This window comes from Nitrospira sp. (assembly GCA_037045225.1).
Lineage (GTDB): Bacteria > Nitrospirota > Nitrospiria > Nitrospirales > Nitrospiraceae > Nitrospira_A.
In genome coordinates this window covers 1,349,558-1,361,636 of record JBAOHZ010000009.1, presented here as the reverse complement: position 1 = coordinate 1,361,636, position 12,079 = coordinate 1,349,558, and the positions used below count along the sequence as shown (strand labels likewise).

Genomic DNA, 12,079 nt, shown 5'->3' with positions numbered 1-12,079 from the left:
GCATGTGCGCTGGGGAATTTCTCCAGGCAGGGGACTACCATCGCGGCGAGGCCGGGAGCGTTCATCCCATCACATCGAGCGAGCAGGGGTGTCTTGCCCTGGTGATGACCTCGACACAGAACGAACCAGCCGGCTTCAACTCACTTCTGTCGCCGGTCCCTCGCCGCCTTCCCTAAGGCTTGCCAATAGACCGCTACGTTCACCATCACCACCATCGTCCCCAACAGTATTTGAATGTTGCATGTCAGCCCTGCTGGATACACTAGGGGTATGAGGTAGCGGCCTGTAAAATCGGCGTCAGAGGCCGGTTCTCCCGCCATGGTCCGCAAGGTGTTTTCCAACGGGGTGAGTGGGCAGATCCATCCGCTGAACTCGACGACGGCTCCCCAGATCGCCGCCGGTAGGTGTAGCCAGGCCAGGCGGGGCCATTTCAAGAGCAGAAGTCCGCCTGTCATCACGAATAGCACAAAGGCCAAGTGGAGTAGCAGCACGAGATCCGCGCCGATTCGATACCACATGCTGAGGTTCCCTGGTGAACCCGGGAGGCGAGCGCCATCCGGAACGACCCCTCAGAACAAGCGGGGCGGAGCCTCCTCACCAGCCGGAGCAGGATAGACAATCAGGTCGCCCTCGACCCTGGCGAAGGTCGTCAGCTCGTGCCGCTTGATTTGGCCAGGTCCTAGGATGTGGACGACCTGCCAGCCGTGAATCACGAGGGCATCGGCCACCAATGTTCGATGGCAGCGCCAGGGAACTGCTTCGGCGCACATGATGGCCGTTCGTGAGGCGGCGGCATCGGTCATGAGTGTGTGCAGAGCTTGCTGAAAAGCCTCCGTGCTCATGTAATCTGCGTAGCCGCGAAAGCCGGCGTTCTTCCAGCCGCGGTTCGGGGAGTCCGGGCGTGCCGTTCGTCGGCCGCCCAATTCCACCAACTGGTGGTATTCCAGTCCTGCATTGGTCAGCGTGTTGTTCAGTGCGTCCGAGTGGAAGTGGGGGTAGCGCCGCGAGCCGGCATAACGGCGGATGTCGATCAGGCGGCGGATGGCATGTTCTTGGAGCAGCGCCAGGAACTCATCGCTCGAACGGGTCGAGTGGCCGATGGTCCAGAGTGTGAGGCGGTCGGCAGTGTGGTCATCCATCGCGCAGAACCGATGGGTCGTACCCATAGGCCAGGCCGGTGTAGGGGAGGGGCAGCTGCGCGGTGGGTAAGGTCACGGCGCTGCGAGCCCAGGCGGCCAGTTCCTGCGGGTCCTCCAGAATATCTACCGGCACTTCGTAATACTGCCGGAGCGTTTGTTTGGCACCCGGACGGAAGGGGTGCATGCCATGCGCACGATAGAGCGGTTGCGTCAGGTCGTTGGTTTTGAAAAACAGCCGGCCCTTATGAATGATGCCGAAGAAAATGCCCCGCTGGTAGAGGCCAAAGCCGCCGAACATGGCTTTCCCTGTGAGCTCAGGCATCTCACCGAGTTGATCCAGCACGAAATCTTTGAAGCCGTCGTGGCGCATGTGTCGGGACTGATTGGGTGGACCGCTGCTCATGTCGGCTGTTTTGATTGGCGCACTCTGCACCGATGATTGAATTATTTCAACTGCCGGAGTATGGAGGTCGGTATGGGGGCTGTGAACTGTATGTCATACACGGAGCCGTGCGAGTCGTCGGACGTGTGGGGGGATTTCGGGCGAAATCAGGATGTACGGTCTCTGTGCTGCAGCAGTCCTCGTCGCACGTGAATCCAAGCGCCCCGTGGATGCTCCACGACAAGGTCTGAGCATATCTCCACGAGGCGCACGCAATTCAGGGGGCTCCTAGGACACCTTAATCTCGATCGATTTCGGCTTCGCTTTCTCGGATTTCGGGAGATGCACGTGGAGCACCCCGTCTTTGTAATCGGCTCTGACCTTGCTCCCGTCCGCATCCTCCGGGAGTGAGAAACTGCGGAGAAAACTCCCATAGGCGCGTTCGATCCGGTGATGCTTCTCCTGTTTCTCTTCCTGCTCATATTTCCGTTCGCCGGAAATGGTCAGCACCCCGTTATCCACGGTGAGTCGTACGTCTGCTTTTTTCATGGCCGGTAACTCCGCCTTGATCCGGTATTCATTCTCGTCTTCCACGATGTCCACCAACGGTGACCACTCGGCAACCGTCAAGGCTTCTCTTCCCCCATTCCCGGTCGATGCTCGATGTCCCAGAAGGGTCGACAATCGGCTTTCCAATTCGTCCCGCTCTTTCAAGGGATTCCACTGAACTCGAAACGGATCCCAACGTATCAGTGTGCTCATGGCGTCATCTCCTCGTATAGCCAAAATGACGGGCTGGCGACTCGAAATCGGTGCGATTAGTGGCCCGCTGCGGCAGCCAGCTGACGTTCTGCGCTCAACCAGTCTTCCAGGGCTTGCCCGTCTTTCCGTCCCCGTTTTTCATACAGTTCGTAGGCACGTTGGGCGATCGCAGCAGTTCCCTTTGCGGCCTGCCCCGCCTGTGCGGGTTTTTCATGGCTCGGGCTGGTGTGGGCTGTGCCAATTCGCTGCGGAGTGGGTCGACTCACATTCGTATCCATCATGGTGTCTCTCCTTGTTGACTAGCATGTGTTATGGCTGCAACTAACAGAGGCTCTGCCGTCCGCCGAGACCCGTCTGTCGGATCTCGACGGACGAAGAGCGGGCCTGTGTGAGGAAGAAAAGGGTTAGGCCTTTTCCTTCACCGTGAGGTCGTTTTTCACAGCCTTCACGCCGGGCACTTGCCAGGCCGACGAAGAGGCTTCGGCGCTGGTCGTCAGGTCCTGAACTTCGCCGCTGAGCGAGACAACGCCTGCGTTCGTCTGCGCATGAATGCCGGCTTTCTTCAGGTGTGCGTCTTTCTCCATATGCTCATGGACGCGGGCGGTGATGGCGTCATCCTTGTCGTCCGTCGCCTCACGTTTGGAGGGGGCCACGACCTGTAGATCGTTCTTCACGGTTTTGACCCCGTCGACCCCTTTCGCAATCCCTTCCGCCGCCTGTTTGGCCGCATCCGAATCGATCTTGCCCCGGATCATGACTCCGCCCTGGGCGGTCTCCACGTTGATCTCGCTTCCCTTCACCCGGGAATCGGCAAACAGCGCGATCTTGGTCTTCGCCGTGATCCAGGCATCATTCATGGGCGTCTTCTCGTCGGCCTTGCCGATGGCATGCGCCGATCCGGTGATCATCGCCCCGCCAAGAACCAAGGTTGCGCAGAGGGTCAGTACAGTGCGTGTGGTCATCAAGTCTCCTTACGCGAACAGTGAAAATGTGCGGCGAAATATGTTTCGCCGATGGTGTCGATTCAGGGAACCTTCGTTCCCTCGGCGTCCGGCTTCGCCTGCCCATGCCAGTGGGAAACCCACTGCATCAGCTCGGCCTTCTTCTCGCCGTACCGTTCCTGCACGTTGCCGACACATCGTGTGTCGGCCATGCAACCTCGTCTGGATGTGACTGTCGGGTCCTCATTGGGTAAAGGGCTCAGACAGCCTGGATCGTTGTCAGGTGGTGCGCGGAGTCCGTCCCGACACCAGATGCACCACCAGCAACACGGCCCCGATTACAAACAAGATCCAGGATATTTGGACGGCGACTGCGGCTACACCCAACACGTTCAGGGCGTTGGCAATCAATCCGACCACTAAGAACATCAGCGCGTAGTACAGCATTGTGCACTCCTTTCTAGGGAGGCATCGGCGTGAGTCGAACAATCCCCTGGGGCCTCGCACATCCTGGCTGCGCTCCATGAGCGGGCCAATGAATCGGACAGGAAGCACCTCAGAGAGACTCTGGTACAAGGAGCGGCGGAGACTGGGGAATCAGTCACGCGTGCGAAGAAACGGGAAGCGCGAGGATAGGACAGTCAGCGGAGCTTCATCGGGCACCTCTTCACGCTAAGCGCAATCGTCCATCGCGTCAAGCACTATAATCTGGGGAGACATGTGGGCGGAATGTGGAGGATGAATCGACGTGAGAACGCGTGTCATAAGATCAGGAGCTTTCTCAACGTACGGTCAGGGGATTTGCTAGTGCCGTCTTCGTCGAGATGGCGCGGGCGAACGGGCCGAAGGGAAGATGAAGGAGTGACATGAGAAGGCAACAGACAAGCGTAGCTTCGTATACACCCGCCGGCTCGTCAGAGTCGGCGGGCGTTGTATGTGCAAGTGCTGCCGCTACTGCGGCTTGCGCGCGCTCACGATCCTCACCGCAATCGGCAACGAGACTCCTTGAGGCCGGCGATATTCATTCACGGCTTTGATGATGCCTTGCTCCGCCAGGGCCTGTTGATCCGTCGTCAATTTCGCGAACAGGTTTTGAATCGGGGCGGCGATGTCCATCAAGCCGCGAAAAAATTCCTCTGCCGTGGCATAGGTCACCTCGGCCGTAAATTCTTCGTCGTCCAATGGTCTGAGGCCGGCGCGTTCGAACATGCCGGCCAGGTCGCCAGGTTTTGCCAGCCGGAAGATGCCGGGCGCCTCGGGGTCGGGCGGCGGTAGAGGCGTAATGGTCTTGATCACATCCATTGGGATGCGAATGAACGGATTCCTCTCCGGTGCAGACCAGACGGCGGCCGCGACATAGCCTCCCGGTTTCAACACGCGAGCGATTTCCGCGGCGGCCTTGGGAATGTCCGGCAGGAACATCAAGCAGAATCGGCTGATCACCGAGTCGATCGAGGCGGTCTCAAAGGGCAGTGATGTCACGTCCCCGGTACGAAACGTCACGTGCTGGAAGCCGAGCGCATTGGCTTTGCGCGTCGCGACGGCCAGCATGGATTCGGCGAGGTCGATCCCGACCACGGCGCCCTCCGATCCCACGATTTCGCCGGCCAGGAGGGCCGGATAGCCGGTGCCCGATCCAAGATCCAGCACGCGAAGGCCCGGCCGCACCCGCGCATCGGCCACCAGCCGGTGGTTGAGGAAGGCCATGGTGCGGTTGAAAAACTGATCCCATTTATCCCATCCGGCGGCAACGCGATTCCAGTCCTGACGTTGAGCCTCGATCACAGCCTCTGGTGTTTGTGACGGCATCGGAAGGACTCCTTGTTAAACAACGTGGAGACGCAGATTACTTTATACGCTCAAAGGTAAACACTTTCGGCACGTCCTTGCCGGCCTTGCTTAAGGTCCAGGTTTGGATGAAGTGGTCATGGTCTTTGACCTCGATCGCCAATTGGCGCATGTGCACATCGGTCGGGTTCTTCAAATTCGTGGCATCCACGAAGGCAAAGGTGATGGTTTTATCTCCCTCTTTGACTGCACCCGCGCGCATGCGCGGTTGGTTATTGAGGGAGCAATAATGTGTCAGCATCAGCTGATCACCGTCGCTGTAGTACATGGTCGTCATGGGCGGGCTATCCGGCGGCGTGAGTGTTTCGGTCAGGCTGGTGCCGCCTGAACTGAGCGCAAAGGTGATCTTGTGGGCCTTGCCTTCGGCGTCGGCGCCTTTCCATTCTCCGACGAGAAACTTTAAGGGGCTCAGGCTTGTATCGGGAGCCGTATCAGTAGCTTGTGCGGAGAGCGAGGTGAGGAGCAGGACTAGAGTCACGAGAATGCGAAGACTTCCATGCGGCATGCAACCCCTCCATCAAGGAAGACGAAAAACGAATGAATTTCAGTCAAGCATGTCTCTACGGTGCAGATCAAGACTTTTTCCGCCGCTGTCGCAGAATCGGACAGCATGAGCGGCAGGAGTGAATCGGAAATACACGTATAATCATTTGGACTGAGGGGGCAGGACGGAGGCTCATTCGGGCGAGAATGTCCCGGGGAGTGGGAACGTCCGCGCTGAATGTGGTCGTACAGCCCTGACGGTTTCTCTGCGGTACGCATGTTGGATATGATCGTCGAGGGGTAGTAAGGGTTGCATGAAAGACTGCTCCCTAACGTTCGACCGGCCTAGGCCGAATGACGCCGGCGTATCGATTTCGAAGGCGAGTCACACGCGGTCTGTAATAATTGCCGCCCGGTTCCGTCTGTAGTGGTGAACGGTATCGTTTATCACTCACAAGGAGAACTCTCATGAGCCACCACCAATCGGCGTTGGGGTTGGTCTTGGCGTCCGATACTCTCTCCATGACGACCATAGAATTGGTAGATAATACGATCATGGTGATGGTTCCCGGCGCGATGGATACCGGTCTGTCCGATCCGCTGCTGTGACTTGCCTGGCTGCTGATGAGGGGCAGCCAGGCGGGCTCGTCTCGCGACGGAGCCGACATGGTTGAAGAGTCTTGCTAGGGTGTTGATCAAGGTGATTGTGGAGCGATTCAGTATGACGATTGGCAAATATAGGCACATGCTGGCGTTGGTAACCTTGGCCACGATCGCCTTCGCGCTGGCGGGGTGCAGCCAGTTCGAGCCGCGTGACAAGCGCTTCTATTACCGCGCGCTGTGGAATTTTTCGATGCGGGAAGATCTGGCCGAACTCGACAGTGAGTTCAACGGCGTGGACTTTGGCCATTCCAATCTCTACGAGAATTTGTTGCTGACGGGGGGGCAGGACGTGCCGGCCATTGAGGAGCAGGCGCGTAAGCAGACGCTCGCGTTTATTGCGACCAAACCTCGGCTGAATCCGAATGAGGAGGCGATTGCTCCGACGTATATGAAGCTGGCTTGGCGCGCGCAGAACACGTTCGACGAAGCGCATGCCTTGCACCGGGCTACCTACGACATTGTGGTGTCGGATGAGCCGGACAAGGATCAGGCCGTCCGCAATGTGTTGGCCTACTATAAGGACAGCGCGTACGCGATCACGTCGAAGCGATTGGATCATCATCGGCTGGATCAATTTCCCTATTCCAAGGCGTTCAGGACACGCTTCCCGCTGTTCAACGCGACGATTTGGGCGTACCACTATCTGCAGGTGGCCGTGTACGACCCGTTGCAGGCCGCGCGCGACCTTGCCGAGAAGGCACAAGCGATCCGGCCGATCCTTGCGACCTACCGGCGGTATCTCGAGCAGCCGCCGGTGGAGTGGACGTTCATGCCGCTCACGGCGGAACTCAGCCCGCAGTTTGCCGCGCGTTATCCTGAATTAGCCAACATCTTCGACAACCTGCACATGCTGCACGACAACATCAGCGATATCCTCACCAGTGAGCGGCTTCCGACTTGGGAGGCGAAGCGGGCTGAAATTTATCGGTTGGTAGATAGTTACTATCTGGCCAGTGCGGATGCGACCAATCCGATGATTGTGCAGGGGCAGGAGCATCACCATTGAAACTGGGACGGAGGCAAGTCGTTGCGTGCCTGCTCGGCGCCGTGCTGATGTGGACGGCCGCGCCGCTGTTCGCCTTGGATCATGACAATCTCGATCCCAACCGTCCGATCGGGATGGAGGATGCCTATGCCATACCCAAGGGTGAGATCGGTTTGGAGGGCGGCGTGCGCTTCAATGATCGGCGAGAGGGGCGCACGAGCGTCACGTTTCAGCCGCAGATCATCTACGGTGCGTTCGCCAATACGCAGATCGAAATCCAAGGCGATCTGTTTACCGATCCGCGTTCGCTGGTGGGCGCGAATAAGTCCGGCGATCTGCATCTGGGGGTACTGTACAACTTTAATACCGAAACGTTGAATCTGCCGGCGTTTGCCGTCCGGGTCGAAGCGGATCTGCCTACCGGCGTGAATTCCAAGGGCGTCGATACGCAGCTCACCGGCATTCTGACCCGTTCATTCGGGCGGTTCCGAGTGCATCTCAATGCCGGGTATACCGTGATTGGCTCGCCGCAAGGGCAGGAGCGGCCCGGCGCCTATCGCGCCGTCGCCGCCGTCAGTTATCCGTTGGGGTACCCCACAAGTTTTCGTGACACGCTAATCGCCAGCGTGTATAGCCGCCAATCGGACCTGCGCGGGCAACAGAACCACACCGGCGTCGAAATTGGTATCCGGCATCAATTGACCTCGCGTGTGGTGCTCGACGGTGGGCTCGGTACCGAGTTTGTTGGTCCGGCGGATCGTGCGGCATTACTGGGGACGGTTGGTGTTTCGGTTGGATTTTAGAGGGATGGTAAGTGGAAGGACCATGAGATGCGGCCGCCTCAATAACTCGTCGGTCTGTACCAACGTGACGCTGCTTGTTCGTCGGGTCGTGGACATCACGGAACACGTGGCCTGAGAGGGTTCTCCGGCCACGAAGAGCGCCTGAAGGTGACGCCTGAGACCAAAATCGAGGGCGCGGTGGGTGGTCGCTTGAAGACCGGCGACAAGATCGTGGCGCAGATCACCGACGACCGTAAGGCGCTCTCGATCAAGTTGCAGGTTCCGGACAGCCAGTAGGGTCTTCCCCTCTCCGAATGTTCCATGCAGGCTGTTCAGAATGGCCGCCCTGTTCGTTCGTCGTTCGTGAAACGTCGTTCGTCTCTCGTTTCAGAGCGGACTGTGACATGTTCGCGGGATACGTTTTACGCTTCACGGATCGGCAAGCGACGGAGGACGCTGATGGCGCGCTTTATCAACATCCTGCTAATCGAGGATTGAGAAGGCGCCGATGAAATACGGCTCGTTCGCCGCCTGCGCGCCTCTGATCCGCACTTCGGTCACATCGTACACCCACCCGCCCACCAGCCAGGGATTGGGGGCCAGGCTCGACCAGTACCACCAGCTGCCGTTGGTTTTCCTGAACCAGAATTGAATCGGCTCGGTGCCGGCCACTCTGATGATCGGCATGTCGAACACTCTGGGCTGATGCGTCACCCGGTCTTCCATCCAGATCTTGATCCAGTGATCCCACCAATGGGTGACGAGGGTTCTCGGTTCATGAATCCAGTCGGCGGCGATGCAGTCGTCTCCGACGTTCCGCCCAAAGCCCGATCCCGGCCCGTCGCCGGGATCGACAAAACAAGGCGTGAGCAGGCTTGGGCTATCGAATGTCAGATGAATGTGACCGTAGGTCATATCGTCCACGTTGATGTAATTGCCGAAACAGCGATGACGATACGTCCAGCAGGCCTGGTGGGTGGCATTACACAGCTGCAATTCGCCTGCATTGTCGATGCCGGTAGGGTACCCGAAGTTCCCTCTCGCCTGCCCGTAGATATAGGTCAGCGCAAACGTATTATCGAAGTCCACGACACAGTCGCCGAGCCAATCGTGGGCTTTGGCCGGTGTGGCGGCCGGTAACAGTCCGCCCAGGATGATGGTGGCAGAGAGCAGCAGCGTGCTGACTTGTATCCGCTTCATGGTCCTTCCCTTTCTTGCTCAGGTCGGGCTCCGTTCACGGTCACTTTCCGGTCGCGTCTCGTAATTGCCGGAATGCCTGATCACGCTCGGCTTCCGGCAGAAGCAGGGCCGCATGGTGATAGCGATCCACCAAACGCTGCTTCTGCCGAAAGTTTGTGGCTTGAGAAATCTGTGTGAGCAACCCGTTCAAATCAACTGGTCCGGCTGGACCCTGCTGATGTAACGAGGATTCTGCCAACATGGCGCGCACTTCCTCATCGCTCGCTTGCCGTGGTTCCTGTGCAGTGAGCCCGGCTTCGCCGAGTGGTCCTCCCGGCACGAACTGGTGCGGAGGAGGCGGGACACATCCGTAGAGAAGCAGCATCAGCAGGGTGATCCGGCGCATCACGCCCTCCTTGTCGTTCGCTGCCGACTTTTGAATCGCGACCGGCGGGTGTGTGCGGCAAGCGATCCGGTTATGGCGTCACCTGACGCAAACATCGCGCCATGGAGTGTGGCGTAACCTCTGCGCGTAATAACAATCGCTTGGAGCCAGCGGCCGGACGGGCTGGTATTTACGTGAGGCTGGCGCGGTATCGCATCGGATACAGATCCGTATCCCATCCGATACCACTACGTAGTCTTGTTCAAGCTGGCGGGAAACGAGGGGTGCAGCCGGACGACGGTTGAAGGGGACTGTGGTGACTTTCTACCAGGGCCGGACGGCACGGATTGACAGAATGATCGACAACACGTAGCCTAGAATCCATTCTCTCTGCTCTCCGAATCACGGCAGTCGCTGTTCGTCGGGAGGGCCGCATGTTTACTCCGCTGCCGCTTCGTGTCCTGGTCTCCATGGCGATTCCGGTGTTCTCCGGCCTACTCGTCTCCTGCGTGTCCTTGGAATTCGACCGCATGACGGGAACCACATTCCCTGCACAGCATATGGTGAATGGCCAGCCCGTGACGGTGAGTTCGATCTTCGACGATGCAGGTATCAAGTTGAGCGTGGAGGAAGATGATACGGGAATTCAGCCGCTCAACATCGCCGGAGACGATTGCATTAGCGATGCCGAATTAACGACGTTGGAGAACGGCCATCGCCACCTGTCGCTCTTTCCCACGGCCGCCTGTCCCTTTGACTTCTGCAATACATATCACCTCTACGGCGCGGTGGTGAATCACTATGGCGAGGTACTCGATGTCTGTCTTCCTGAATTCGTCCTAGGCAAGATGTGGCAAGGACATACCAGGTCGGCTTTCGCCATTTTTTATCGTATGAACACCATTCAGTCTGGCGGTCCCGAATTTTTGCGCACGACGGCCCATGAGATCGGTCATGCGTTCAATCTCCACCATAGTGACGGTGACGGCACCTCGGTCATGACGCAGACAGATGATCTGACGGGCGATCCGGTGTACCGCTTTTCCGAGCAAAGCCGGGAGCATCTGGCTAACCATCCGGGGCAGTGCAAATTTCCCGGCGCCATCGGGGCTGCGCCATTCACGTGGGTCGCCAATGACCATGCGGTTTGGGCGCATCCTCTGGAAGAATTAACGATTACCGATTGTCAGTGAGGCTGAAGGGCGGCCTATGCACCTCGATCCTATCGCGCGCCTGTGCAGGAAGGTGTCTCTCGTCTGCGTGATCGCGCTCCTGTTCCCGGCGGTGCGGGCAAACGACGGTCTGGCGCAGGAAGGTTCCGGCCCCGGCACGCTCGAGCTCACGCTCGACATGGGACAGCCCGTCCTGAGTCTCGGAGAGCCGGTCTATGCCACAGTCCGCCTCGTCAATGTGGGGACGAGGCCGGTGGAGGTGTTTAAACTGCTCGATCCGCAAACCGGCGCGATCCAGATTGAAGTGTCGAGTTCGAATAGGCCGCGGTTCGTTTTCCTGCCGCTGTTTTACGCGGATGCCGTACACACCAGGACCGCTCTGGCTCCGGGCGAGGCAGTTGTGGCGATCTTTCCGGTCTTTTATGGCGCGCTGGGATGGACGTTCGATCGACCGGGAACCTATCGCGTGACGGCCGAATACCGTCCTCAGGGCGCGCCTCAACCGGACCGGATACGGTCGCACGCGGCAGGCGTGACGGTGGTCGACGAGAATGGAGTCGGCGCCTCCTTACTGACCGGCTCGTCTGCGGGTGTGGAAGCAGCAAAATTTCTGTTATGGCAGCGCGGCGACCAATTGCAGGCAGGACAGGCGCTGTTGACCGGGCTGGTGACGGAACATCCCGATTCGCCGCTGGCGGATTATGCGTTGCTGGCATTCGGGAGAAATCTGAGCCGGAGTTTTCGCAATTATGCCGTAGGAAAGATCCGTGAAGCGGACTGCGAGCCGGCGTTGAAATTTTTTCAGAGGGTCCGATCGGAGCGGTTGCCGGCCTTCTTGCAGATCCAGCAACGCCTGGATGAAGCCCGATGTCTGATCAAGCTGTCTCGACCGGCCGAGGCTCGAGCGTCGATGGAGGGGGCCGAACGGTTACGCGCCGGTCGTCCTGAATTCAATCTTTTATTCCAACAAGCGATACGGTTGGAACCGGCGCTGGGCCATAACTCTGACATCAACCCACCGCACCGGTAATCCTCCCCGCCGAACCTCGACGACTGTCTTTTTCGCACCGACATCTATCAGGATGCGGACAAAGTCCGCCAGCGGTGTTCTCGACACTCGTGAAGCGTATAGAGTAGTGGCGCCCACTCTCGATTTCTGACTGTAGGTTGTAAGCTACAGTACAAGCTCTTTTCTGTGGACGAGAGACGAACCACGTTTCACGAACGGCGAAGGAGGAGTCGGCCTTTTTGCGCATCCTGCGGGTTATTGTCATGGCGGCACGGCGCATGAGTGGATTGTAAAGTACTTCGCACCAATCGAGTTGCTCAGCATCTGCTCTGCGCTCGTTCCGGTTCGC

Annotated in this window: 18 protein-coding genes; 6 read left to right on the top strand and 12 right to left on the bottom strand. The window is 58.6% G+C overall.

Annotated elements, in window-relative coordinates; translation table 11 throughout:
- Positions 1 to 140: 140 nt before the first annotated feature.
- The 10 genes from V9G17_07020 to V9G17_06975 form a co-directional block, all read right to left on the bottom strand.
- Positions 141 to 518, bottom strand: coding sequence for a DUF2784 domain-containing protein (locus tag V9G17_07020; GenBank protein MEI2752339.1), 378 nt, complete (start codon positions 516 to 518; stop codon positions 141 to 143).
- 51 nt (positions 519 to 569) lie between these two features.
- Positions 570 to 1,139, bottom strand: coding sequence for a DUF488 domain-containing protein (locus V9G17_07015; GenBank protein ID MEI2752338.1), 570 nt, complete (start codon positions 1,137 to 1,139; stop codon positions 570 to 572).
- Positions 1,132 to 1,542, bottom strand: a complete 411-nt coding sequence (locus V9G17_07010; GenBank protein MEI2752337.1) for a TfoX/Sxy family protein — start codon at positions 1,540 to 1,542, stop codon at positions 1,132 to 1,134. Before V9G17_07010 ends, V9G17_07015 begins: the two co-directional genes overlap by 8 nt.
- A gap of 267 nt (positions 1,543 to 1,809) precedes the next feature.
- Positions 1,810 to 2,283 carry an Hsp20/alpha crystallin family protein gene (locus V9G17_07005; protein MEI2752336.1) on the bottom strand — a complete coding sequence of 158 codons (474 nt, stop codon included), beginning with the start codon at positions 2,281 to 2,283 and terminating at the stop codon, positions 1,810 to 1,812.
- A gap of 56 nt (positions 2,284 to 2,339) precedes the next feature.
- On the bottom strand, positions 2,340 to 2,564 hold the full coding sequence (locus V9G17_07000; GenBank protein MEI2752335.1) for a DUF2934 domain-containing protein: 225 nt from the start codon (positions 2,562 to 2,564) through the stop codon (positions 2,340 to 2,342).
- 123 nt (positions 2,565 to 2,687) lie between these two features.
- Positions 2,688 to 3,245 (bottom strand): BON domain-containing protein, encoded by a 558-nt coding sequence (locus V9G17_06995; GenBank protein ID MEI2752334.1) that lies wholly within the window; start codon positions 3,243 to 3,245, stop codon positions 2,688 to 2,690.
- A 62-nt stretch (positions 3,246 to 3,307) separates the two neighbouring features.
- Positions 3,308 to 3,436 (bottom strand): hypothetical protein, encoded by a 129-nt coding sequence (locus tag V9G17_06990; GenBank protein ID MEI2752333.1) that lies wholly within the window; start codon positions 3,434 to 3,436, stop codon positions 3,308 to 3,310.
- Positions 3,437 to 3,503: 67 nt separating this feature from the next.
- Positions 3,504 to 3,671: a DUF1328 domain-containing protein gene (locus V9G17_06985; GenBank protein MEI2752332.1), complete on the bottom strand. Its 168-nt coding sequence runs from the start codon at positions 3,669 to 3,671 to the stop codon at positions 3,504 to 3,506.
- A 504-nt stretch (positions 3,672 to 4,175) separates the two neighbouring features.
- Positions 4,176 to 5,033, bottom strand: a complete 858-nt coding sequence (locus V9G17_06980) for a methyltransferase domain-containing protein (protein ID MEI2752331.1) — start codon at positions 5,031 to 5,033, stop codon at positions 4,176 to 4,178.
- A gap of 37 nt (positions 5,034 to 5,070) precedes the next feature.
- On the bottom strand, positions 5,071 to 5,577 hold the full coding sequence (locus tag V9G17_06975) for a hypothetical protein (GenBank protein ID MEI2752330.1): 507 nt from the start codon (positions 5,575 to 5,577) through the stop codon (positions 5,071 to 5,073).
- Between the two features lie 446 nt (positions 5,578 to 6,023).
- Between V9G17_06975 and V9G17_06970 the strand changes: the two genes are divergently transcribed.
- From V9G17_06970 to V9G17_06955, 4 genes are all read left to right on the top strand, one after another.
- A complete protein-coding gene (locus tag V9G17_06970; protein ID MEI2752329.1) occupies positions 6,024 to 6,164 on the top strand; it encodes a DUF4396 domain-containing protein in 141 nt (46 codons plus the stop codon).
- A gap of 112 nt (positions 6,165 to 6,276) precedes the next feature.
- Entirely contained in the window at positions 6,277 to 7,224 is a 948-nt protein-coding gene (locus V9G17_06965; GenBank protein MEI2752328.1) for a hypothetical protein, read from the top strand.
- Complete coding sequence (locus tag V9G17_06960) at positions 7,221 to 8,006, top strand: transporter (protein MEI2752327.1); 786 nt, start codon at positions 7,221 to 7,223, stop codon at positions 8,004 to 8,006. The genes V9G17_06965 and V9G17_06960 overlap by 4 nt, the downstream gene beginning before the upstream one ends.
- 147 nt (positions 8,007 to 8,153) lie before the next feature.
- Positions 8,154 to 8,282, top strand: coding sequence for a hypothetical protein (locus V9G17_06955; protein ID MEI2752326.1), 129 nt, complete (start codon positions 8,154 to 8,156; stop codon positions 8,280 to 8,282).
- 186 nt (positions 8,283 to 8,468) lie between these two features.
- Here V9G17_06955 and V9G17_06950 read toward each other — a convergent pair whose 3' ends face one another.
- Both V9G17_06950 and V9G17_06945 read right to left on the bottom strand, forming a co-directional pair.
- Entirely contained in the window at positions 8,469 to 9,185 is a 717-nt protein-coding gene (locus tag V9G17_06950) for a hypothetical protein (protein ID MEI2752325.1), read from the bottom strand.
- Between the two features lie 40 nt (positions 9,186 to 9,225).
- Positions 9,226 to 9,570 carry a hypothetical protein gene (locus V9G17_06945; protein MEI2752324.1) on the bottom strand — a complete coding sequence of 115 codons (345 nt, stop codon included), beginning with the start codon at positions 9,568 to 9,570 and terminating at the stop codon, positions 9,226 to 9,228.
- 413 nt (positions 9,571 to 9,983) lie between these two features.
- Here V9G17_06945 and V9G17_06940 point away from each other — a divergent pair, with 413 nt between their 5' ends.
- Complete coding sequence (locus V9G17_06940; protein MEI2752323.1) at positions 9,984 to 10,742, top strand: hypothetical protein; 759 nt, start codon at positions 9,984 to 9,986, stop codon at positions 10,740 to 10,742.
- 67 nt (positions 10,743 to 10,809) lie between these two features.
- Positions 10,810 to 11,751: a hypothetical protein gene (locus tag V9G17_06935; GenBank protein ID MEI2752322.1), complete on the top strand. Its 942-nt coding sequence runs from the start codon at positions 10,810 to 10,812 to the stop codon at positions 11,749 to 11,751.
- The last annotated feature ends 328 nt before the right edge of the window (positions 11,752 to 12,079 follow it).

Coding starts and splice junctions, on each gene's coding strand:
- V9G17_07020 (MEI2752339.1), bottom strand. CDS start 518: ATGTGGTATCGAATCGGCGCGGATCTCGTGCTGCTACTCCACTTGGCC.
- V9G17_07015 (MEI2752338.1), bottom strand. CDS start 1,139: ATGGATGACCACACTGCCGACCGCCTCACACTCTGGACCATCGGCCAC.
- V9G17_07010 (MEI2752337.1), bottom strand. CDS start 1,542: ATGAGCAGCGGTCCACCCAATCAGTCCCGACACATGCGCCACGACGGC.
- V9G17_07005 (MEI2752336.1), bottom strand. CDS start 2,283: ATGAGCACACTGATACGTTGGGATCCGTTTCGAGTTCAGTGGAATCCC.
- V9G17_07000 (MEI2752335.1), bottom strand. CDS start 2,564: ATGATGGATACGAATGTGAGTCGACCCACTCCGCAGCGAATTGGCACA.
- V9G17_06995 (MEI2752334.1), bottom strand. CDS start 3,245: ATGACCACACGCACTGTACTGACCCTCTGCGCAACCTTGGTTCTTGGC.
- V9G17_06990 (MEI2752333.1), bottom strand. CDS start 3,436: ATGGCCGACACACGATGTGTCGGCAACGTGCAGGAACGGTACGGCGAG.
- V9G17_06985 (MEI2752332.1), bottom strand. CDS start 3,671: ATGCTGTACTACGCGCTGATGTTCTTAGTGGTCGGATTGATTGCCAAC.
- V9G17_06980 (MEI2752331.1), bottom strand. CDS start 5,033: ATGCCGTCACAAACACCAGAGGCTGTGATCGAGGCTCAACGTCAGGAC.
- V9G17_06975 (MEI2752330.1), bottom strand. CDS start 5,577: ATGCCGCATGGAAGTCTTCGCATTCTCGTGACTCTAGTCCTGCTCCTC.
- V9G17_06970 (MEI2752329.1), top strand. CDS start 6,024: ATGAGCCACCACCAATCGGCGTTGGGGTTGGTCTTGGCGTCCGATACT.
- V9G17_06965 (MEI2752328.1), top strand. CDS start 6,277: ATGACGATTGGCAAATATAGGCACATGCTGGCGTTGGTAACCTTGGCC.
- V9G17_06950 (MEI2752325.1), bottom strand. CDS start 9,185: ATGAAGCGGATACAAGTCAGCACGCTGCTGCTCTCTGCCACCATCATC.
- V9G17_06945 (MEI2752324.1), bottom strand. CDS start 9,570: ATGCGCCGGATCACCCTGCTGATGCTGCTTCTCTACGGATGTGTCCCG.
- V9G17_06940 (MEI2752323.1), top strand. CDS start 9,984: ATGTTTACTCCGCTGCCGCTTCGTGTCCTGGTCTCCATGGCGATTCCG.